Source organism: Labrys sp. ALF-8 (genome assembly GCF_059699065.1).
Genome location: NZ_AP048538.1, coordinates 1,524,696 through 1,546,738, shown reverse-complemented (window position 1 = coordinate 1,546,738; position 22,043 = coordinate 1,524,696). Strand labels below are relative to the sequence as shown.

Genomic DNA, 22,043 nt, shown 5'->3' with positions numbered 1-22,043 from the left:
CGGCCGAATGCTTCGAGAACTCCGCGATCAATCGCCGGACGAGCAGGTTTGTCCGGCGACCGGGGATGGAACCTTGGGATCCACCGCTCCCGGACAACCTGTCCGTCGCGTTCCAGTCCTCTCAGGGGCGAAGAAGGCATCTGCTGCGAAATCCCGGGAACTGCGCGGTCCCGTTGGGAAGACCCAGGCTCGCCCACGAGGCAGGTCGCGCGACAGGAAGATCCCGGCACCGCCGGGTCTTGGCACTTGCAGCCTAATGGTTTCCTCATTTTGCGAGCGCTACAACAGCGGGGCTTCAAGAGCACCACTTCGGTGCCGATTGGGACGGACCTGCTGCATTTCCTGGAGCCGCCATCGCAGCCGGTGGGAAGCTGCAACGCATAGGTCTGAACGCCAGGGACCTGCGTTCAGGATGTAGAGAGATGACCAATTTCAAGATGAACGCCGGTGTTGCCGGTTCCTCATCGATTTAAGCCTGTTTCATGCCTAAACAGAAAGACATGCAGACGTCCCCAACCGTCAGGTCTCGATTGAACCTGCATTCAGGCCATGACCGCTCCTCAACGGCGATCGGTCTGGTGCCTCCGCATGTGCGCGAGCGCCCGGGCTCCAGGATATGAGAGTTCTTCTGGTCGAAGACAATGATCGCCTCGGTGCGCTCATTTCGGAGGCCATTCGCGGCCATGGCTTTGCCGTCGACCACCTCTCGTCGGCGGAGGAAGCGGAACTGGCCATCGCGGCAAATCGATACGACGCGATCATTCTCGACCTCATGTTGCCAGGCCGGGACGGCCTGTCGATCATTCAGCCCATGCGTCAGTCCGGTGTTACGACGCCGATCCTGATTTTGACGGCACGCGACGGCAAGGATGCAGTGATCCAGGGCCTCAACATCGGCGCCGATGACTATCTGTGCAAACCTTTCGTCATGGATGAACTCATAGCTCGTCTGCGCGCCTTGCTGAGGCGCCCGGGCCAGGCGCTCGGCGTCCTGCTGCGCGAACGCAATGTCGAACTCGATACCGCCGAGCGCATGGTGCGCATCAACAGCGTGCCTGTCGATCTCAGCCGGCGGGAACTCGGCGCCCTGGAACTGCTGATGCGCCGAAGCCGCAGGGTCGTGCAGAAGGCGGATATGGAAGAATCCCTGTATGGGTTTGGAGAGGAGCCGGAGTCCAATGCCCTGGAAGTCCTGATGCACCGTCTTCGAAAGAAGCTTTCGAGTGCCCACGCGGAAGTCGAGATTCATACACTTCGGGGCGTTGGCTATATCCTCGCGGAAGTGCCATGCTGACACGTCCGCGCACGACGCTGTTTTGGCACCTGATGCTGGGCATCGGCGGCGTCTGCCTCCTGGCAATCGTGGCAGCGACCAGTTTCCTGTATTTTCGCTTCGAAAGCACCGATAGCCGGTTTCGCGAGGGGACGCTGCGCAGTTTCGCCTACATCCTGGCACGCGAGGTACAGCGAAGCGGCGGCCATATCTCTCCTTCGATCTCCATTTCCGAATCGCGTGGCCTGCACAAGGCGGGAGGGCGATTTATCGTCGTTTCCGAGACCGGCACGATATTGGCTGCCTCGCCCGGTGTAACCGAGGCGTTTGCACCGATTTCGGGGAACTCCGACCAGTTCTTCGTTCTTCCCCGATACGAAGGGGAAGGAGCGCTGTACGGCCTGACCACGCCGGTGCCGGGCGCCACGCCGGCCGCTTATGTCCAGGTTGTCTTTCCACCCAACAGTGTCCTCTTCGATTCCGTCCTCGAGGAGTTCCTCGTCGATATCGGCTGGATCTGGATTCCCTTTGTCATCGCGATCCTGCTCACCAATGCGCTCGTCGTTCGCATCTTGCTCAGGCCGCTCGCCCAGGTCGTTCAGGAAGCGGAAGCCATAGGCCCGGGCAGCGTCTCGGCGAGGCTGACGGACAATGGGCTGCCCCAGGACATTTCGGTCCTTGTGAAGGCGGTCAACCGCGCGCTCGATCGTCTGCAGGAGGGGTTCAACGGGCTGGAGGAGTTTTTCGGTGACGTGGCCCACGAACTGCGTACCCCGCTTGCTGTGGTGAAGGCCCAGCTTGACGTTTCGAATTCGGGGCTGGCGGCACAATTGCGTGTCGACTTCGCGCGGATCGAGCGCCTGGTCCAGCAACTGCTCGACAGGGTTCGGCTGGGCGGTCTCCACTTCGAAAGAGGGGATATGGTCGACCTCAGTGCCGTCGCACGCGAAGTGTGTTGCTTCCTCGGTCCGATCGCCATCACCCGGCATCGATCGCTCGAGGTCGTCGGTGCCGAGCGCTCGGTGGTAGTCAACGGCGCCTATGATTATGTCTTCAGGGCTCTCCGGAACCTGATCGAGAATGCCCTTGAGCATACGCCGGAGGGAAGTTGCGTGCGCATTGGCGTTCATCCAGACGCACGCATCAGCGTTACCGACGCCGGCCCCGGCTTCTTCCTGTCGAAGCCGGGCGCGAATGCCGAGGGCTATCCCCGGCGACATGGCAGCCAGGGAGGGGTCGGCACAGGGCTGGGTCTCCTGATCGTCGAACGTACGATGTCCGCACATCAGGGGCGTCTCGAATTGGCGAATACCCCGCAGGGAGGGGCAGTGGCCACGCTTTGCTTCCCTCAGCTTGCGCGTCTGACCTAGAGGCTATTGGTATTTGCCTGCTTGGTAATTCCTAAGCAAACCCTGCCTGGCTCGACCGGGCGGGCCGGGATCTCGTCCTTTGGAAGGAGAGTGCCGACTGGCCAAGCGCCAAGCGCAGGGCCCGCGACGTCACAATAAGACCTTGCGCTCGCCGGAAACTTGTAAGGTACACGTAAGCTCTCTTCACCACCTTCCACAGCGCAATGTCGCACGGAGCAGGGGCACCCTTGATGCCTCGGTGGATATGAGAGAATGAAATGTCGAAATCAGGTATTCCGAGATCGCCCCATGGCTCAAGGAGGGGAATGACAATCGGGTTGGCAGCCACAGCCTTGATTGCGTCCTTGTGTGTGCCGGCCCTCGCGCTCTCGCTCAAGGGCATCATGAAGCAGATGTCCGGCAATACCTCCAGCGGCAAGGCGCTCCTGTCCGACTTCAATGCCGCGACTGCCAAGGCAGTGCTGAAGCGCTATGCAGCGGACGCCCGAAGCGCCGGCAGCGTGGCCACCGGCAAAGGCGCCGCCCAGACGCGAGATCTCGTGGAGCGCTTCGACAAGATGGCCACGACGGCGGACGCAGCGGCCCAGGGTACGCTCGACGAGGCTGCATATCGCAAGGCGTTTCTTTCAATCGCTGCGGACTGCAAGTCCTGCCACAGCGCCTACAAATAGAATCCGGTAGCTCGATGAACGATCAAACCCCATCCCTCGGATCTTCGCGCCGAGCCGGCCCGGCCTTTCGCCTGACGGTCAAAGCCTGGGATCTGCCAACCCGCCTGTTCAAATGGTCCCTGGTGGCGCTCATTGTCCTGGCCTGGATTTCCAGCGGCTTTGGTGATCCCAGCATGACCGTGCACAAGGCCGCCGGCTACGGTATCCTTGTCTTGCTGGTCTATCGCGTCTTCTGGGGCTTTCTCGGAGGTTCCACGGCACGCTTCCTCAATTTCCTGCGGTCGCCAGCGAGCACCTGGAAGTACCTCAGATCCCTGGCGGGCGACAGGGTCAGGCCGTATCTTGGACACAATCCGGCCGGAGGCCTGATGGTAGTCGGCCTGTTGATCGCCTGTGCCGTCCAGGTTGGTCTGGGACTCTTTGCGAGCGATGGGGTGCTCGCGGCCGGGCCTCTCGCCGACCAGGCTGGCGATGCCGTATCCGGCTGGGCGGGCGATCTCCACAAGGCGTGGTTCTACTTCGTAATTCTGGGCCTGTGCGGCCTGCACATTGCGGCGAACCTCTACTATCAGTTCTTCAAGCGCGAGAACCTGATCGGCGCGATGATCTCCGGGCGCAAGAAGGTAAAGAGCTATGTCGACGAGCAGGAGGCGCGAGAAGGGTCCCTGGTCGTTGCCGCAGCCTGCCTGCTCACCGCTGGACTGATCGTCTACATGGGTGTGACCCTTCTGGGTGGCACATTTTTTAGCGCGCCCTGAAACTCGCGGCCGGGCAGGAGTCTTTGCCAGGTCGAGCCGTTCGTGACGATTCCATCTGAAAGGCAAATACGTCAACTGGGATCGAACCGGCATCCTCGGTGCAGCGACAGGCTCGACGAATCCAATGCTTGACGACGATGGAGCGCACTCGCACCCCATCGTTTTGCTGTTCTGACAGGCGTGTTCGTCCCCGCGGACAGACGTGCGCGAGCACGCTTGGGGCCGGTACATAGTTCTTGAAGAGGCCGCCTTCGACCTTTCATTCTCCGCTCGCTTAACCTCGCCAGCGAAGGCATCGTTTGGTCACAGCCGGTTCTCACGTTCCTTTCCTGTTTTCCAGGCGCGCGAGCCTGCGGAAGAGTTCCGGTTCCCATTCTGGCACGGGTAGATTTGTCACCGCCTCCCGCAAGCGTTGGGCCTGGGTTTGCGCGTGCCCCCTGAGGCCGAGTTCATTCAGCATCTCGATCAGCATCACTTCCCACAGTGTCCGGCTTCGTGGTGAGCGGGCGCTTGTCTTGGCATTGTCGAGGGCAGTCAGGGCGGCGGCGACTTCCCCCTGCTTGACCAGGGCGCGGGCATTGCGGGCCACGGCCTGCATGTCGCCATCGAGACTACCAGCGGCGTCGGGCATTTCGCCGGAGCTATCGGCCGGACGCAGAGAGCGTTGCGCCAGTGCGGGTGCCGTGAGCCAATGGGCGACATCATCGGGAACCATGGGGCTGCCATCCGCGAAGCAGAGACCACGGATGGCAGACAGGTTGGCGAAGAAACGGCTGGCTTCCTCGCGAATGGCATCGGCAACGCCGGGGCGGTCCGCCACCTGGGCGAGTTGGGAGGCGAGATATTGCCCTTCCAGCCAGAACGGTTGGAGATGGCAACTGCGCTCCAGGCGTTGCACCATGTCGAGATCGGCCTGACCGCGGTCCACTGCCACGCGATAGCGCTCGATGACCTCCTCGGACACAGGCGTTAGTACGGTGCGCTGCCCCGTTCTGATCGGCGGCGGTGCAGTGATGCCGAACCATGTGGCGTAGCGGCGCACGCGATAGGGGAGCGGATTGGCAACATCGAGGCGCATCATGAAATCCGCCACCACGCTGAGGCTCTGGCGAAGCGCGCGCTCATTATCGACCTCGAGCCTCAACGTCTCAGGACGTGGAGCTGTCTGGTCAAGCAGTGTCTCGCCCGCGGAGGGCGTAGACCTTGAAGCGCCACCACCTGGAAGGACAGGAGGCTGCTCAAGCAGAGAATTCGCCGGTATGCTGAGCATCTCCAGCTTTGCCGGAAGCGCCGCGAGGACGATGCCGATTTCCGGCGCGATTTCGGCGAGGCTGTCAGCACAGACCCGGGCGGCGGCATTGCAGCCCGTGAGGACACCGGCCTGTTCGAAATCGCTGCCGTTCTTCGGGGTGAGTTGCTCCAGCGCTTCTACCAGTCTTGCGGCGAGCCGCGGCTTGAGACGGGAGCGGGGATGAGCATCGCGGGCCCATCGGGAGAGAAAGGTCGCGGTCACTTGCAAACCGAGGGCAAAACGCTGGGAAGTATTGCCGTGACCTAAGCTCTGCATCAGGGACACCAAGAGGCGGAAGTCCTTGCTGTGTGTCAACAGCCGACCGGCTTCCGTCTCCACGAATGCCCAGCGGATCTGCCCCTGCTGCAAGGTGCCACGCTTTATGGTCTCCGCCTCGATATCCTGGAAGATTTCGTGGGTATCCGCTGGCTGGCCACAGGCGTCGGGACCTGGCACAGCGAGGGTTGCGGCAACTACATAAGGGTGCTGGTCGATCTCCTCCATGCCGGTGCCGAAATTGGTAGTAGGGGGAGAGGTGGAAGGGATCCAAGCTTCGGTCATAGGGTTTCGGGCAGCTTGAGCTTGCGCAGCGGCTGCGCCACGAAGGGATTCTCGGGACCCGCGATGCGCATGCGGTAAAGCGCGCGCTGATTTCCGATGCTGAAACTCAGCGTTGCTCCGTCTGGCTGAACTCCCGAAACCGTGGCACGGTCGAGTAAGCGGAAGCCCGACCACAACCCTTGAAAGGTGAGGCTGGCGGTATCGGAGTTCATTCCGGTGCCGAATACCGAGAGCTGGCTCAGGTTCTGCTGGCTGGAGAGCGCATTGGGCCAGAGGATCTGGATCGGTCGCGTTGGGCCATGGCTGTAAGGGACGAGCTGGCCTTCAATGTTGAGCACGGAGCGCCCGGCAGTTCCCGATAGGCTCAAAGGTTCCAGTGAGTAGCGCAATGTCGGGCTGCCGTTGGCATCGAAAAAAGTTTCGCGAATTTTGCGTACCTGCTTCAACTGGTCGACAAAGGATACGCTGACGTCGAGCGTTCGACCATCTATTACAACGGGCTCATTGGTGTCGGAATTAATGAAGATTACCAGATGATCCTTGGCAAAGGTGTCGAAGGCACCCTTCGGACCGAAGAAGCGGGTGAACTGGTCCAGCGTGACGTCTTCCTTCGAATTGCGGTTGAAAGGATAACGCGTGGCGAGATCGACGTAGAACTGGCGATAGACCTGGTCCTGCCAGAGTGCCTGCAAGTCTTTCTTGGCGGCGTCGAGTTCCACCTTCCAGCATTGGTCGGCGATTTTGGTGAGCAGCTTGTTCAGGGGCTGCGGCAGGTTGGCGCTGATGCGTCGCAGGACGTAGATGGGATCGTCTCCCGCGAGGTTGGCGCGAGCCTGCGCCTTGTCGAGGGCAATCGGTTTGTTGGTGGCCTCGCCAGACTTGATTTCACGCATATAGGCCTCGAGATTCTGAAGGGCGCCCTGCAACTCCTCGAAATAAGGCTTGTCCTTTCCATTCGCCGTGACGATCTGGCTCAATTGAGCGAAGGAGCGGGTTATGCGTTTCCCCTGATCGTGATTGTCGTCGGATTCCGCCGCGACTACGGCCTTGGCGATTTGGCCGGCGTCCTGTTTTGCGACTTCGGTCGGTTTGTCGTCATAGATCTCCGACTGATCCTTGATCAGGCTGAGGAGGCGCCCCAGCGGATTGGAGGGACCGTTGATATCCCCGAGCACGGCAACAGCCTGGTCGACATTCTGAAGATCGACAAGATCAAGGCCGTTGATCGCCTGTGTCCAGGCATCGATATAGTCGGTTGAGTAGCGCTGCCGGATCTTCCTGCGAAAGGCCTCCAGGTCTTCGGGTGAGTAGGCGATCTGCTGGCGCTCGCCGGCGACCCAAGCATCCTCGATTGCAAGCACTGAGAGATCGTTGTTGCGTGGCACGAAGTAATCAAGGAAGGCCTTCTTGGTGTAGAAGGCCGATACGGTGATGTCAGACTGGTTCGTGCCATTTTCCTCGCCTTGCTGGAAGATCTTGTCGAAGCTCGGTCCGATCTCGTTTCGCAAGCTGACATCGGTCGGCAACTGGCGATGGGCAAGCGCCTGAATGCTGCGATAGAGACGTTCATCGCGCGGCACGCGCTGCAGGTCGGCCTGCGCCGAAGCAACCAGGCCAGGGTTGAGCGGCGCGGTGAGATGGCCGATATCGAGAGCATGCCACAGATGGGTGCTCAAGCCCGCCTGGAGCGACTTGTCTCCCTCATGGTTCTGCTGCCAGTCCTTGGCGAACCAGGCCATTATGGTTTGCTTGCCTTGATTCAGCGTATTGTCACGGGTGTCGATTTCGTTGCGCTTGTTCAAATCACCGAGCAGGATGTAATTGCGCAGCGCCTCGAAGCGTTCATCACCGGTGCTTGTGTCGGCATTGTTGCCGAGTGTCGCGATGCGGTCTTCGAGCGTGCGGCCAAGTGCCGGCAGATAGCGCTGCTTGAGCAGGGCCAGATAGGCCTCTTCCACCTTCGGACCAACGCGCAGCCCTTGGTAGAGACTGGCGTAGTGTTTCCATTCACCGGCAGTTCGCCAGCCTGGATATTCTTCCGTAGCCGCACGGATGGCATCGAGCGCTGGGTTGAGATCGGCGGCCTCGGCATGGGCAGTGGTGCTGTCACCATTGGCGATGGAGACGAGTGGTCCAGCCAATCCGGCATTTGCCGCTTGGGCTTGCGGCAGGGCCATGAAGGCCTGGCTCTTGCTCAGCACCTCATCAGCCCGGCTCACATTATCGCGCATGGCTTCGTTGAGATAGAAACCAAAGGTCATCAGCGCGAGTACGCTGGCCAGGACGGTGGTGTTGAGCATAAGGCGCTTGTGGCGCTCTACAGCCTTGTTGTCGCCGGCCAGCCCGGCTTCACGGAAGATGATCCGCTGGAAAAGCTCACTGATAAAGTAGGGTAGAGAATGTCCGGAATAGGCCGGCATGATCGGTGCCGGCATGTAGTATTCGCGTGAGACGCGCGCAAGTAGTGCGTTGAACGGCACGCCTTCCTGACGTGTCGAAGCAAAGTAGATGCCTCGCACCATCGGTGGGGTTGAGAAGCGGTCGCCATGCAAAGCGTGCCTGAAAAAGTCTGCGGCAATCGGGCCGATGGCAGCCAATTCACGGGTGAAAATATAGATGCTGCGCCGCGAAACCTGCTCGCGCTGTTCGTAGAGCTTGTCGATGAGGTCGTCATTCATCCGCTCGACGAAGGTTTTGTACGCCGCCTCGAACTCTTCCGACCATTTGTCGGTGTTGAGTTCATTCTGGATAGTGAAGGAAAAGCCGAATGGGCTGACGCGGTCAACCTTCGAGAAGTTCTGAAAATACTCCCGGAAGCCGGTGAGGAGATCAAGTTTGGTGAGCAGCACATGGATGGTAAAACGCGTCCCCAGCTTTTCGGCCAGTTCCACCAGGCGGCTGTGGATCACGGCCGCGAGGTTGGCGCGGCGCTCGTCATCCGCCCTCACCAGTTCGTTGACATCAACGCACAGCACCACCCCGTTGATCGGGCGCCGGGGTCGGTATTCCGTCAATAGATCCGTGAAGGTCTGCCAAAGCCGTGCCTCGCGAGTGACCGGCTTCTTGATAGGGGAGAGCCGTTCAACCCGACCAAAATCGGCCATGTTAGAGGAAGGCAAGGCGGCCTGTTGTTCGGTCGTTCGCATGGTGCGTTGACTGCCGAGGGCTATGTTCTGCTCTACCCACGCTCCGGGCAGGTCGAAGAGGACGCCTTCGCTGGTAACCCAATATTGCGGGTATCCCGTCGGGCGAACCGACTTGAAGTTCTCCTGGCCGAAGACGTGCGCGAGAGGAAACTTCAAGTCTGCATCGACGATCAACGAGGTCTTGCCGACCGGGCCGGGACCCAGCACCAGGTACCATGGAAGGGCGTAGAGTGAGCGGTTGCCGTTTTCCGCGCCGGTCCACTTGCTGCGGATTGTCTGCATCGCATTCTGGAAGGATTGCCGCAGGAAGGCGATTTCGGTCTCCACGAGATCGCGCGGTTTTTCCTCGACCGGCTCCACTTTAGGTTTGGTGCGTGCGGTCAGGATCGCAAGACGGATGTTGTAAAGCCCCCACAGGAAAACCAGCACCACGATGGCTATCAGGCGATTGGTCACGGGTTCGAAAGGGGAATAATCGAGATAGCGAAGCTTTGGGCCAATGTACCAGACGATGGTGCACAGGGCGACGAGAAGAAGCGCACTTCTGACGAATGCCGATTTGGCCAGTCTGGGAAAATATCCCAATATTCGACGCAAAATGCTGAGAGCGCTCATTTTCTTTCCCTTTTTCCTCGTCGCGGGCCAGTCGATGGACGTTTACCAGTGGCAGGCCTGCCGCAGAGGTTTGAGCTTTGTCTGGAGATCCGCGACGGCGAAGACGAAGGCCCTTGCTCCATCGGGATAATTGACTTGAAGCTGAAGCCGGTTTCGTCCAAGCAGCGTGCGCAATGTGTCGATGCTCTCGAGGCCACGGCCCGCTGAAATGATGCGACCATCTTCGACATCACGCCAATTCAGGCGCGAGAAGTCGTTGCTTTCGCTGCCCAGCGACATGTTGGCCTGAAGTCCTGCGATCGGCTTTGGGAGGAGAACCATCAGCGAGGTGATGTTGTTCTCGCAACTCACCATCAATACAGCTCGGTCGCTAGCTCCTGCAGCGTCGGGCTTGGCTGAAAGATCGAGCTCCGGCATCGTCAGCAGCATGTCGAAGGAGTCTGCCTGCATCGCGGCGTTCTGTACTGCTGGATCGGCTGAATAATCTGAGGCCTGCCAAGGGCGAATGCGCGATAACCAGGTGATCTGGCCGGGCAGCCTTATACGCTCCTGATCCTCGGCAAGGGTCTGCCACCGTCCAGGCAAGACCTGTCCCGGAGCAGTCATGGAGTCATTGGGCGTAGACGGAAGCGTCTTGACATTGGCTGGGGTCGAGAACAGTTCATCGAAGCAGGCAAGGCGTGCGACGCGATCTGTCGTGTCCCGGCACTTGTCAATTTCTTGCTGTTCGGCAGGCTTCGGGGCCGCTCGGGCAGGATGAGGACAAGACGTCAGGAACAGGACACTCGCGAATATCGCGGGGAAGGATCTGGCGGCCATCATTTCGATTGTCCCTGGGGCAAGCGCCGCGTGGCAAGGCCGTAGCGTCGGAGCTTTTCGGAGAGGGTGCTCAGAGAAAGACGCAGGTGTTCCGCCATGTGGCGGCGATCCCCGCCAGCCGCCGCTTGTGCATCAAGGATGAGTTGCTTCTCGAATTCTTCGCGCGCCGTCTTCAGATTGACTGGCGGGTTGCCGATGCGGCGTGTCAATGCAGGATCGAGACTTCTAGCAAGCGTGAGGCTGACAAGCTCGTCTCTTGCGGCATCCGCCTGGAGCTTCCGATTCAGGGTACGGAGTGGAATGCCGAGCCGGTTGGCGGCCTCCCGGCGATTGCCCTCGACGGCGATATATTCGTCAAGGATCAGAAAACGTTCGAAACGATCTCGCACGCCTGCGATCCCTGCAGCATTGAGCAAGCACCGGAGGGGGGTGTTTGCCACCGGACTTTCAGCACCTATCGGAACATCGAGATGATCAGTCTCGATGATGCCGGCCTCGCCTGCGACGATAGCCGCACGCTCGATGACCGACTGCAATTCGCGAACGTTTCCTTGGAAAGCCTGCCGCTTGAGCAGGTCGAGGGCCTTGATGCTCAAGCTCTTGGCCGCCATGCCCTCTCTTTGTGCGATCTCCCTAAGAAAATGGTCCGAGAGCGGCGAGATGTCCTCAATTCGATCGCGCAGAGGGGCGATCGTGAGGTGGGCAGGCGCGATACGATAGAACAGGTCACCGCGAAAACTTCCGTCTTGGATGGCGGCCCCCAGATCGCGGTGGGTGGCGCAGATCAACCGGAAATCGGATGCGATCTCCCTGTCGGAGCCGACGGGGCGGAAGCGCTTCTCCTGGAGCACCCGGAGCAGCTTGGCCTGCAACGGCATCGGCATCTCGCCGATCTCGTCGAGAAAAAGAGTTCCCCTGTCCGCTTCCGCAATCAATCCCTTGCGATTAGCGGTGGCACCGGTGAAGGCGCCGCGAACGTGACCGAATAATTCGGCTTCGAGAAGATCCGCCGGTAGCGCAGCGATGTTGACGGCGACAAGAGACCTTGCGGCACGATCCGATATGCGATGAAGCTCGCGCGCCACCAACTCCTTCCCGGTGCCCGTTTCTCCGGTAATGAGAACGGCCAGACGGGACTGCCCGAACTTTGCGATGTCGTGGCGAAGGTCCTGCATAACTCGCGTATGGCCGACCAAGCGCCCCGACAAGATACCGGGGAGCGTCTCATTCAGGACACGGGAACGATTCAGATCGGCATGGTCGAGCGCCCGCGAAAGATCTCTGCGAGCAATACCATCCATTTCTACCTGTAGGAGCAGGCGGTTCAGACGCGCGCCGTGATTACCAAACTCACTCAGTGCCGTGATGTCAGCCGGAGATGGCCCGACCACCAGAGGCAGGAGCAAAAGAAAGATGAGATCAGCTCTTTTGCCGCTGCCATTTCCCACCGGAATGGTGAGGAGCCGGCCAGGCATGTCGAACAGCGAGAGGCGCGCTTCGCTCAATCGGCCGTTGGCGGTTTCCAGGAGCGGCATGGTTGTCGCCATGACGGCGGCGAGCGGGTGTTGCGCGCGCTCGACCTCGGCGAGATCCGGCAATTCAACCTCCAGAACAGCCGGTAGTACGCCTAGGCGAACGAACTCCCCGGTATCGCTGCGTCCAAGGAGAAGGCCAGCCGAGGCTCTCGCAAGACCAACCATGCCAGCAAGCAGGACTTCGCGCAGGCTTGCGGGCGTTGTCACCTCGGAAAGCGCGTAGCAGGCAGCCAGATGATCCGTCTGAAACCCCGGCATCAGACAGCCGCCACTGTTGGCAGGCCAGTTTCCTGTGCGCGAACGAAATGAAAGAGAAAATCATCGGTTGGGCCGGCGTCGACAGTCGCCGTCTGGAGAGTGGCACCTGCGATACCGCAGTCGAGAATCTCGCGCGATATGCTCGGCAGGATTCGGCGCTGGATGACCTGGTCGACCAGGCGAGCACCGCTGGCAGCTTGGGCGCAGAGAACCTGCACGCGGTTACGAGCTGCTTGAGAGAATGCAAGGCTTACGCCCTGGCGCTCAAGGAGCATTGCAGCCAAGGCACCGATCTTGGCCTCGACAATCTCGGCCATGATCGAGGGAGTGAGGGGCATGTAGACAAGCGGCTGCATGCGCGCCAGCAATGCTGGCTTGAAATGGTTCGAGAGTATTGGGCGAATCTCGTCGAGAATGGTCTCGGCGTCCAGCGCCTGCTTCTCGCCATCGCTCGAAGCCAGATAGGCGATCTCCTCCGAAGCTAGGTTCGACGTGAGGAAAAAGACAACATTCCTGCAATCAATCGCGCGCCCTTCGCCATCGTTCATCTCCCCTTTGTCGAACGCCTGATAGAACAGGTTCAGGATATTGGGATCGGCCTTCTCGACCTCGTCGAGCAGAACCACGGAATAGGGCTTCTTGCGGATGGCCTCCGTGAGTACTCCGCCTTCTCCATAACCGACATAACCTGGAGGAGAGCCGATCAGGCGGGAGAGCGCGTGTTTCTCCTGATATTCCGTCATGTTCACGGTGGTGAGGTATTGCTCGCCACCGAAAAGACGTCGGCCGACCTCAAGTGCCGTTTCCGTCTTGCCGACGCCGGATGGGCCCGCAAGCAGGAAGACGCCGAGCGGGCGGCCCGTGTTCTGCAGGTTGAGTTTGGAACTCTGCAACTGGTTCTCGATCGCACGCAAGGCGTGATCCTGGCCTCGTACGGTTTCGCCCATGATCTGGGCAAGATGCAGCAGGCGGGAAACCTCGTCCTGCGTCATGGTGGAGACCGGAATGCCGGTCCAGTCGGCGATGACGGCAGCAATCTCGGCGGGACCGACGTCGAGGCTCACCAGGGAATTGCCCTGGCGCTCAGCATCGAATGCGGCGCGCGCACGTCGAAGCTTCTCGATGTGGAAGGGCTTCTCTTCCTCGGTCGGTCGCGCATCCTGCAGCGAACGTATATCCGCGGCGAGGGTCCTTTGCCGGGCAAGATCGGCTTCGAGGCTCGCACGTTGCGCCTCGATCACCTCGAGTTGCGTGTCGATGCCCACGATACGCTCATTCAGGGAGAGTGCCTCGTGGCCCGCCTCGCGATCGCGATCGAGTGCCTGGCGTTCCCTTAGCAGGGCCTGCTGCCGCCGGCGCTGCCGCTCGATGGCGGGGGGGACTGAGTCGAAGGCCACCTTGACCCTGGCGCATGCGGTATCGAGGACATCGATGGCCTTGTCTGGCAGTTGGCGGCCGGTAATGTAGCGCGCCGACAATCTTGCCGCGGCTTCGACGCCGGCTTCGGAGATGTAGACGCCGTGCGCCTTCTCATAGCTGGGAACCAGCCCTTGGATGATAATACGCGCCTCCTCGACGCTAGGCTCATCGAGTTTGACGAGCTGGAAGCGGCGGGTAAGGGCGGGATCCTTTTCGAAGTACTTCTTGTACTCGGACCACGTTGTCGCAGCGATCGTCTTGATCTCTCCACGAGCCAGCGCGGGCTTGAGAAGGTTGGCGGCATCGCTCCCACCAGCAGGGCCCCCGGCACCGACCAGCGTATGGGCCTCATCGATGAAGAGTATGGTTTGCTGGTCAGCATTCTTGATTTCTTCAAGCACGGCCTTCAGGCGCTTCTCGAACTCCCCCTTTACCGAGGCCCCAGCCTGCAAGGCCCCTATATCGAGACCCCATACCTCTGCACCGATCAAGCTTTCGGGGACATCGCCTTCCGTGATCTTGAGAGCAAGGCCCTCGACGACGGCGGTCTTGCCGACACCTGCTTCGCCTACACAGATCGGGTTGTTCTTGCGGCGGCGGGCCAGAATATCGACGATCTGGCGAATCTCGTCATCGCGACAAAAGACGGGATCGATACGCCCCTGGCGTGCCGCCTGGGTAAAGCAGGTGGCAAAACGCTCAAGTGCTGTCTCGCCTACGGGAGTTGAAGGACGATTGGACGTCCTGACTTCGTCAGCGGATGCGGTCTTCGGCGTTTCGACCGAGCCTGATGTAAGATCGAAGAACTTGCGGCGGATATGGCCGGCAGGGAGACGCTCGAGCAGCATGCCATATTCGAAGCGGGCATATCGATCTGCGTTCTCGATCAATACAAGCAGGATGGAGCCGCTGCGGAGTTCGCTCATCCCGAAATCGAGCGAGGCGACCATCCATGCATCCTGGAGCAGTTCGATCAGCAGCGGCGAGAGCACGGGCGCACTGCCGGAACCCTCACGAAAACGATCGAGGCTTGCTTTTACGGCATTCCTGACAACGTCTGGATCGGCGTCGCAAGCCTGAAGAATGATGCGGGTGTCTGCCCCAGGCTGGTTCAACAGGGCCGTCAAGAGGTGCTCCACCGCGACCTCGCGATGGCCGCCGGATACGCATAGGGTAGCTGCTTCTTCCATGCCGGCTCTCACCGCGCCATTGAGCCGGGAAATAAGCGATTTGAGATCAACCTTGATCATTTCGAACCAGTTCCCAACACGTTGCCGATCTGCCGCAGGAGCGTGTCGACGTGGTTTTCGGTATAGAAGAAGAAGCCGCCATAGAGGGCCGCGGCGAACAGCACGGCGATGAAGATCACCAGCAGAACGGGCGTCTGCCAGGCAACGTGATGCAGACGGTCAACGACATTCTCGCCGCGAAACAAGGTCAGAGCTTCAGGATGCCCCTTGGCCTTGCGGATGACATCATGCACTTCCTTGATGATGGCCTCGTGTTGGGTACGGCCATTGTGCATCGAGCGATATTTGCCCTGATAATCAAGGCAAAGCAGTAAATACAGAAACTCGATCAGATGGAGATAGCGGGTAGGTTCCATCAAGAGACGGTCGAGAATGACAAAGAACTTCTCGCCGCCCCAGGTTTCATTGTGGAAGGTCGCGAGGAAGCTGCGTTCGGACCAGTTCGAGTTCTGCCCCCAGGGACTGCACATGACAGCCTCATCGATGGCCGAGCTGAGACAGTATCGATGCGCGAGTATGCTAACGCGATCATAGCCGAGCCGGTGCAGTTCCAGCTCTATCGATTCAATCTCGTGCAGGCAGCGCTTGTAGAGATCATCGAGAGCCGAATGGGAGCTCACGGTGGTCACACGCAGCATTAACGCGATCAGGGGAGCACTCGCATCGACCAGAGGATTGATGCTGTCTCCCCTCAGATTGAAGCTGAAGACCTGGTCGCGGGATGGCGGAAGCGACGCTGGGGCGTTGGTGGTGCTGGCGCCTGCTTGGGCGGGCGTGTCCGTTGCATTGATGAGCGCGGGCTCTTGCGCAGTGCCGTTCAAGGCACTGAAGACGTCATTCATGACAGCCCCTTGTCTCTGCGGCCACGGATGGCCCAGAACTGCATTTCGAGATCGGGAAATTCTCCAGCGACATGGAAGGCGAAGCCGCTGGTATTTTGCAGATGACTCCAGCCGCTCGAATTGTGGTCCAGCAGGAAGTAGGTGTAGCCGGCGTGGTAGGGCAGTTGGCGCGGCGCGGTCGGCATCGCGTGAAGGGTGACGCCCGGCAGATGCAGATTGATCAGCTCACGAATTTTCTCGATGGACGAAACCTTGACCTGCGAGGGGAATGTCTTCGCGAGTCGCTCGATTGGCATCGCAGCCCGCACGGCTAGCACGAACACGCTCGACTGGATGAGCGAGGGATCGGCAACCGGCGCGGTGAGAAGGCCGAACTTGTGCTTCTGAAGAGAAAGGGCAACTGCGTTGGGCTCGAGCATGACGCTAAGCGACCGGCGCAGTGACGCGATCAGCGGATCGAAGCTCAGATGAGGCGTCTCATGATTGTAGGCTGGCCATTCCTCAGGCAGGCGGGTTTCATGCGTGAAGCTGGCGAGTTCGCCGGCTGCCATGGCGAAGACTTCGAACAGGCGCTCGGGATGCAGGTGATTCAGCGAACATAGATGTTCGAATTGCGCACCCAGCCGATTGATGGTCTGCAAGAGCAGAAAATCCGCCACTTCCGCGACGCCGCCTTGTCCAAGCGCGCCCAGGCGCGTGGAGATCTGCCTAGCCCGCTGATGGAGGAGACCGGCGAAATCCTCCAGTGCGCGTTGAAGGATCGGGCTTGCCTCGAGGGCGCAGGCCATGGGCATGAAGGTCGGATCGAGGATCAGTCCGCCGTCTGACCGCCGCTCCTGTACCTGCGCAATCGGGATGCAAGTCCACGAACTGCGATCCTCGCGTGCTAACATCAGGCGAGGGCGCAGCTGCCCGACGCTGACCATATAGGGCTCGGCGTCGGAACTGGTTGAATCCAGCACTTCCTGCGCGAGAGGCGTTAGCCGTGCGACCTGATCGGTGCCGCCATCTTCGGTGATGTTGTCCGGCACCCCGTTGGCCCATAGTGGGAGGGCAAGGTAGATCGTTTCGTTGACGATGGAGGTCGCGCTCAGATCAAGTGCTTCCGGCGATGGGCATTCATTGGGTATTTCGAAAGGCGAACGATCCGGGAAGATCCCGCTGGACGATACGATCGAGATGCGGCCATGGAGCAGGTTTTCCCGGTTTATCTCAATGGTCTCGAGGCCATATTGGTAGGCGTTCACTGCGTCACCGCGTCGGCGGGCGACATAGTCCGTGTAGCGCTGCTGTTGCTGGAAATGGTGGGGCTTGATGAAGAGCCCGTCCGACCAGATGACGGGATTGCGCAACGACATGGCTGGACCTCTACCGATCGACCTGTATTGTGATGGCCGCTGCCTTGATGGCGACGGTGATCTTGTATTTCTCCCCCTTGGGGTGGACGGTCTCGACCGTTCGCCAATTGACCTTGTCGATATTCTGGTATCCCGCAGCGACGCCAATGAAGCGGGTCTCCTTGTCAAATTCCCAGTCGGAGATGACCTTCGCCTTGCCGGGTTCCACCTGAAAATCCTTGTGCGAGACATAGCTGGTGGTGAGCGCGGCCTTCGGATCCGCCGACATGGTCATGAAGTCGATTGTTTTCAGCTTGCCGTCGTCGCTGAGTTGGTAGAGCCAGACGTCGATGGGTGATGCCTGCCCAAAGCTGTTCTTGTTGATCCCCGCCTCGGCATAAAGCGTGACGGTAGCCGCCGACGGCTGCTCATTGTTGGCGCCGAGAGGAGTATCCGGATTCCAGGCGACCTGTGCCATCTTGGAGCCGGCTTCGTACAGTTTGGCCGGCGTGCACGCGCTGAGACACAGCAAGAGCAAAGGCGTGAGGACAGGGCGCAAGGCGATGTGCATTCCCTCAGCTCTCCAGCGTCCGGGCGCGCATTTCCCGGTCATAGACTTGGCGGAAGACTTCGCGGAACATGCGTGAGAGGCCGCCTTGGCGGTCGGAGGAGAGTTCGCCGTAGTAATGCTGATACATCCGCCAGTGCCAGGCATCCAGGTCACCCGTTCGTGGCGCATGTCCCTTGTACTTTAGGAAGCGTCTGGCGAGAGAGAGAGGAGCCAAGGCACGCAGGACGGCAGCGAGGGCAGCGTCCGTAGCCTTCTCGCTTGCCATCTGGTGATGCTTGAGGACGCTCAGGCTTTCAGAGACGGCGGCCGTTGCGGAAAGATGGACCGGGCTCTGTACCATGAAGAGATCGCGGATCGCCTCGTCGGGCTTTTCGGCGAGGCGAAGGGGGTTGTCTTCGATTGCATGAAGATGCGTCTCCGCCAGCAGGCTGCGGCTCGAGAGTTCCTCGCCGTTGAGCTCCATCAGACCGGTTACCGCGGCGCGCAGAGCACTACCGATTTCGCGGGCAAGCTGATTGGCTTCCGGCACAGTCATATTTTCGATGGAAAGTCCCAGAGCGTGGCAGAGCGGACGCAGGACCACATGGTCGACCAGCTGCTCCTCGCTCCCTGAATTGACGCGATCATTCTTGACCCCGCCGAGCCAGCCATCACGTATGGCGACTTCTTGATTGCTGCGTGTCTCGACGGGGCGGTCGCTCAACGTGCCGCTGGAGAGCGACGCGAGATAGGCGTCCATCTCGTCCGTTACCGCCGCCTGACCGATCTTCGAAGCCCGATCGGAACTGTCTTTTTGCCGAACGCGTGGGGGCGCGAAATAGGCCGATGTCGGCTGAAGGTCATCGGGAATCGCGTCGGGATTGGCTTCTTCCGGTATTGCGTTGACATAATCTGACAGTTTGGAGTTCACGTCCTGGTTCCCCGGGGAGAGATCGTGGTCGAGCGCTGCAAGAGGATCCTTGTTGACCGGATTGGTGGCCGTACTGGCCTCGTGCAGAAGGGATAGGGGGTCGGTTCGCCGTTGGCGTTCAATTCGCTCCTGCAGCGAGATACGGTTGTCTCGGTGGGTGAGGGCGGCATCGAGCGGACTTGCGGTGTCCTCGCCGCCGAGGCGATCGCTCAACAGCGTTTCTACCGAACCGAAACGCTGAGCCCATTGTTCGCCTCGGCGTCCGGGAAAGGTCTCCTCCAGGTTCTCGCTGACAAAGGCCGATATGTCGAAGCGGCCAAGTCGGACGGCGTCGCCATCCTGGACCTGGAACGGATTTCCGGGCATCAGGGGACGGCCAGTGTGGTTGATGACAAGGCCGGCGGGAGACGTGGCTTCCAGGCAGAAATGGCCATCGGCAAAGAAGACACGCGCATGTTGCGGAGAAACCGAATGCTCGTGGTCCGGGAGGCGCCAGCTGCTTGCATTGCCAGATCCGATCGTCCCGCCGTCCTCGTCGAAGACGAAGGTGGCTTTGGCTCCGCCCTCAAGAATGGCGGTATTGTTCACGACGAGGGTCAATCGCATGAGGTTCTCCCCTATGACCGGACACGAATGACGACGGGGCGGATATCGTCGACCTCGCCCTCGCCCATGAAAGACGACCAGCCGAGGCGACCCTCCTCTGCTCTCTGCAAGGTGAGAGGACGGGCTTCGCGTGGGGCCAGGCACAGCTTGAGGTCGTAGGCGAACTGGTCACGCAACATGACCTCTACGAGGCCTCGGAGGCGCTTGAAATCCTTTCCAGCGGGGAGGAAATCGGAAAAGCGCCGGTGGGTCAGATCGTGGAGCACGATGCGGAACTTGCCCTGGCAGTCATTGGCGCGGTCGCCGATCACCATGGACTGCCCAAGCATGCAATTGGTTCCGCCGGCTGCACAGCGCTGCTCACGCGGGATCTCCACCTTGCGCCTGACCATTTCCTCGATCTCGACACGCTTGATATCGAAGGCGTGGCTGATCACCGTCGACAATACTCCCGGGGAACGGTTGCGTGTGGCCAGGATGCCAGCGAAGCAAAGCAGGCGCGGCCAATAGACCTTTGTCGACGCCCGCACGCGTTCGTCGCCGAGACCGAACAGCGAGAAGACCCATTGCGAGAACGGATCGCTGCCGCCGGGCTGATAGCGCTGGTAGTAACGATATTTGCGCCACGATCGATGAAGCAGGCCAACGGTGCGGTTGTGAAAGAAGTCGAAGAAGCCCTTCAGCACGGAGCCCTCGGCTTCATACTGCGCGATTGTCTCCGGATAGTAGGAGGGCAGGGGCGAGCCCGAGCCGTGCAGCCCCAGGAAATTCACCGTCATCATGAAGCGGCGGTCGGCGCCCTCTTCATCGTCGCTGGCCGGCAGATCGTCGATTGCGGCGATGTCCGAGAGGGGGAAGGCGAGGTTGTGATTGACGTTGAAGAAGACCTTCTCGTCGCGCGCGAGCACATGCGTGCCGACCTCGCGGCCGTCATCTAGCTGCTTCTGGATCAGCTCGACGGCTTGGAAGAATGCATAATGTCGGCCGCGCTCCTCGAAGTGAGTCCTTAGATCAGGGGCTGACGACCGATTTTGGCTGGCCATCGGTATACCTCCCCTCTCTGCTCACCACGCACTTCCAGTTCGTGGAACGAATTGACGGTTGAATAGAGCGAGAAGAATTCGCTCAGCACGGAGCCGAAAAGGTACATCTCGCCTTCGGTCTGAAAATTCGCCTCCCTGAGGACCATGCGGGAGCGCAACCCGCGGATGGGCAGGCCTTTGAAGAGGCGGTCATAGGGCTTGGTCTCAAGGCCGACGATGCCATCGAGGCGCCGTTGGCCCGCGCGCTGCGCCTGTCTGTCGTTGAGAGCGCGGTGGTCGTAGACAGCCAGGATCGCCGCCAGCGCCTTGCGGTCAAGCAGCGACATGTAGTTGAGCGACATGTTCGAGATCATGGCCCAGTTCAGGGAGCCGTCGAGCGGAGGATAGATGACCGGTGTCGGCCGGGAAATGTTGGTAATGCCGACGAACGAGGGTACGTCCTGCAGGCCGAACAAGATGTCTCCGACCGCAAGCTCGCTGGCGACCGATCCGTTAAAGCAGGTCAGGTCGATCGACACGGCCTCCTCGGGTGCAAGGGCCTTGCTGCCGTCGTGGCGCACAAAGGAGATTTCATATTGGTAGCCCCCGCGCAGCAGGGGCGTGATGCGTTGGCGGAAGTATAGTTGCTTGCGGCGTTCCGCCTGTTCGATTTCGTGCTCGAAGGATTCGAAGCGAGGATAGACGTGCTGCCGGCTGCGCCCCTCACGCACAAGGCCACGCTGCTCGCTGCTCACCCGGTCGATCGAGAAGATCTCGCTGGCGGGGCTGCGGGTATCGGCGAAGGAGGAAGGCTCATCCTGTCGCGGCCCGCGCGGGCGTACACGATAGGAGGATTTTTCGTGCCTGTTGATGAAGGGGTCGGCATCACACGCGAATAGATTTACTGCTGGGACACAATAAAGCTGGATATTGTCCGGTCTCAATTTGACGTCGACCGGTAAGGGGCGCTCATATTCGATCTCCAGCGTGAATTCGCTCTCATTCACGCCGCGCAGGGCCGCTTGCAGTCCATGCACGTCGACGCAGTAGAACTTTTCGGGGAAGGCGAAGAATTCCTGCAGCAGCCGGTGGCCATCGAAGGCGAGCACGCTATGCGGCAGGATCGCCTCTTCCGGCCCGAAACCACCTGGTGCGAAATTCTCATGAGCGAGGTTGGGGCCATTCCCCTTGCCTGCCGGTAGGATACGAGCGGAGCGCATATAGCGCCGCGTCCACAGATAGAGCATCTGGGCCACGGCGGACTCACCCGTGAAGGTCAAGCGCAGCGTGTCGAGCCCTATCTCGCAAGCTGGCTGTCCGGACAAGGTCGTGAAGGTCAGGCTCAGCCTCGCCCTGTCACGCGTGCGTTCCATGCGCGGTTCGGCCAGATTGAGCGGATAGACGATGCAGTCGGAAGTTGTTCGAAACTGGCAGGCCACGCCTTCGATCGGACGCGAGCGAAGGGAGCTGCCCGCCGCAATGACCTTGCGTTCTGTGATGGCCCGGTCGTTCGGGATGAACTTGACCATCGCAGTGGCGGGAAAGGGGCGCAGGAAATTCGGCCAGAGCAGTTCCATGATCGAATGGGTAAGCTCGGGAAGCTCGTCCTCGATCTTCTCGCGTACCTTCGAGGTGAGGAACGCAAAGCCTTCCAGCAAGCGCTCCACATCAGGATCCGAACTCGATTCAGACAGATATTTGCTGAGCTTGGGGTTGAGTTTGGCAAACTCTTTCCCAACCTCCCGCAAATAGTTCAACTCGTCCTGAAACAGCGAAGTCATGACCCGAT

15 protein-coding genes are annotated in these 22,043 nt (G+C 60.2%); 4 read left to right on the top strand and 11 right to left on the bottom strand.

Going from position 1 to position 22,043, the window contains the following annotated elements; genetic code table 11:
• Positions 1-616 precede the first annotated feature (616 nt).
• From AC6H34_RS27380 to AC6H34_RS27365, 4 genes are all read left to right on the top strand, one after another.
• Entirely contained in the window at positions 617-1,294 is a 678-nt protein-coding gene (locus AC6H34_RS27380; RefSeq protein WP_497540948.1) for a response regulator transcription factor, read from the top strand.
• The gene (locus AC6H34_RS27375) at positions 1,288-2,643 is read left to right on the top strand and encodes a sensor histidine kinase (RefSeq protein WP_497540947.1); all 1,356 of its coding nucleotides are present in this window, start codon (positions 1,288-1,290) and stop codon (positions 2,641-2,643) included. Before AC6H34_RS27380 ends, AC6H34_RS27375 begins: the two co-directional genes overlap by 7 nt.
• Positions 2,644-2,948: 305 nt before the next feature.
• On the top strand, positions 2,949-3,314 hold the full coding sequence (locus AC6H34_RS27370) for a hypothetical protein (RefSeq protein WP_497540946.1): 366 nt from the start codon (positions 2,949-2,951) through the stop codon (positions 3,312-3,314).
• Positions 3,315-3,328: 14 nt separating this feature from the next.
• Positions 3,329-4,072, top strand: a complete 744-nt coding sequence (locus AC6H34_RS27365; RefSeq protein ID WP_497540945.1) for a cytochrome b/b6 domain-containing protein — start codon at positions 3,329-3,331, stop codon at positions 4,070-4,072.
• Between the two features lie 316 nt (positions 4,073-4,388).
• On the opposite strand, the gene tssA is transcribed toward AC6H34_RS27365, so the two are convergent.
• Genes tssA through tssF form a run of 11 tightly spaced genes read right to left on the bottom strand, consistent with a single transcriptional unit; the run spans position 4,389 to position 22,035 of the window.
• Positions 4,389-5,924 carry a type VI secretion system protein TssA gene (gene tssA / locus AC6H34_RS27360; RefSeq protein WP_497540944.1) on the bottom strand — a complete coding sequence of 512 codons (1,536 nt, stop codon included), beginning with the start codon at positions 5,922-5,924 and terminating at the stop codon, positions 4,389-4,391.
• On the bottom strand, positions 5,921-9,685 hold the full coding sequence (gene tssM, locus AC6H34_RS27355) for a type VI secretion system membrane subunit TssM (protein WP_497540943.1): 3,765 nt from the start codon (positions 9,683-9,685) through the stop codon (positions 5,921-5,923). Before tssM ends, tssA begins: the two co-directional genes overlap by 4 nt.
• 42 nt (positions 9,686-9,727) lie before the next feature.
• Positions 9,728-10,507, bottom strand: coding sequence for a type VI secretion system-associated protein TagO (locus AC6H34_RS27350; protein ID WP_497540942.1), 780 nt, complete (start codon positions 10,505-10,507; stop codon positions 9,728-9,730).
• On the bottom strand, positions 10,504-12,297 hold the full coding sequence (locus AC6H34_RS27345) for a sigma 54-interacting transcriptional regulator (RefSeq protein ID WP_497540941.1): 1,794 nt from the start codon (positions 12,295-12,297) through the stop codon (positions 10,504-10,506). Before AC6H34_RS27345 ends, AC6H34_RS27350 begins: the two co-directional genes overlap by 4 nt.
• On the bottom strand, positions 12,297-14,966 hold the full coding sequence (gene tssH / locus AC6H34_RS27340) for a type VI secretion system ATPase TssH (protein ID WP_497540940.1): 2,670 nt from the start codon (positions 14,964-14,966) through the stop codon (positions 12,297-12,299). The genes AC6H34_RS27345 and tssH overlap by 1 nt, the downstream gene beginning before the upstream one ends.
• Positions 14,963-15,808, bottom strand: a complete 846-nt coding sequence (gene icmH, locus AC6H34_RS27335) for a type IVB secretion system protein IcmH/DotU (RefSeq protein ID WP_497540939.1) — start codon at positions 15,806-15,808, stop codon at positions 14,963-14,965. Before icmH ends, tssH begins: the two co-directional genes overlap by 4 nt.
• Entirely contained in the window at positions 15,805-17,166 is a 1,362-nt protein-coding gene (gene tssK / locus AC6H34_RS27330) for a type VI secretion system baseplate subunit TssK (protein WP_497540938.1), read from the bottom strand. Before tssK ends, icmH begins: the two co-directional genes overlap by 4 nt.
• A 10-nt stretch (positions 17,167-17,176) precedes the next feature.
• On the bottom strand, positions 17,177-17,716 hold the full coding sequence (tssJ, locus tag AC6H34_RS27325) for a type VI secretion system lipoprotein TssJ (protein WP_497540937.1): 540 nt from the start codon (positions 17,714-17,716) through the stop codon (positions 17,177-17,179).
• A 4-nt stretch (positions 17,717-17,720) separates the two neighbouring features.
• Complete coding sequence (gene tagH / locus AC6H34_RS27320) at positions 17,721-19,232, bottom strand: type VI secretion system-associated FHA domain protein TagH (protein ID WP_497540936.1); 1,512 nt, start codon at positions 19,230-19,232, stop codon at positions 17,721-17,723.
• Positions 19,233-19,243: 11 nt separating this feature from the next.
• Entirely contained in the window at positions 19,244-20,275 is a 1,032-nt protein-coding gene (tssG, locus tag AC6H34_RS27315; RefSeq protein WP_497540935.1) for a type VI secretion system baseplate subunit TssG, read from the bottom strand.
• Positions 20,239-22,035 (bottom strand): type VI secretion system baseplate subunit TssF, encoded by a 1,797-nt coding sequence (gene tssF, locus AC6H34_RS27310; protein WP_497540934.1) that lies wholly within the window; start codon positions 22,033-22,035, stop codon positions 20,239-20,241. The genes tssG and tssF overlap by 37 nt, the downstream gene beginning before the upstream one ends.
• Between the last annotated feature and the right edge of the window lie 8 nt (positions 22,036-22,043).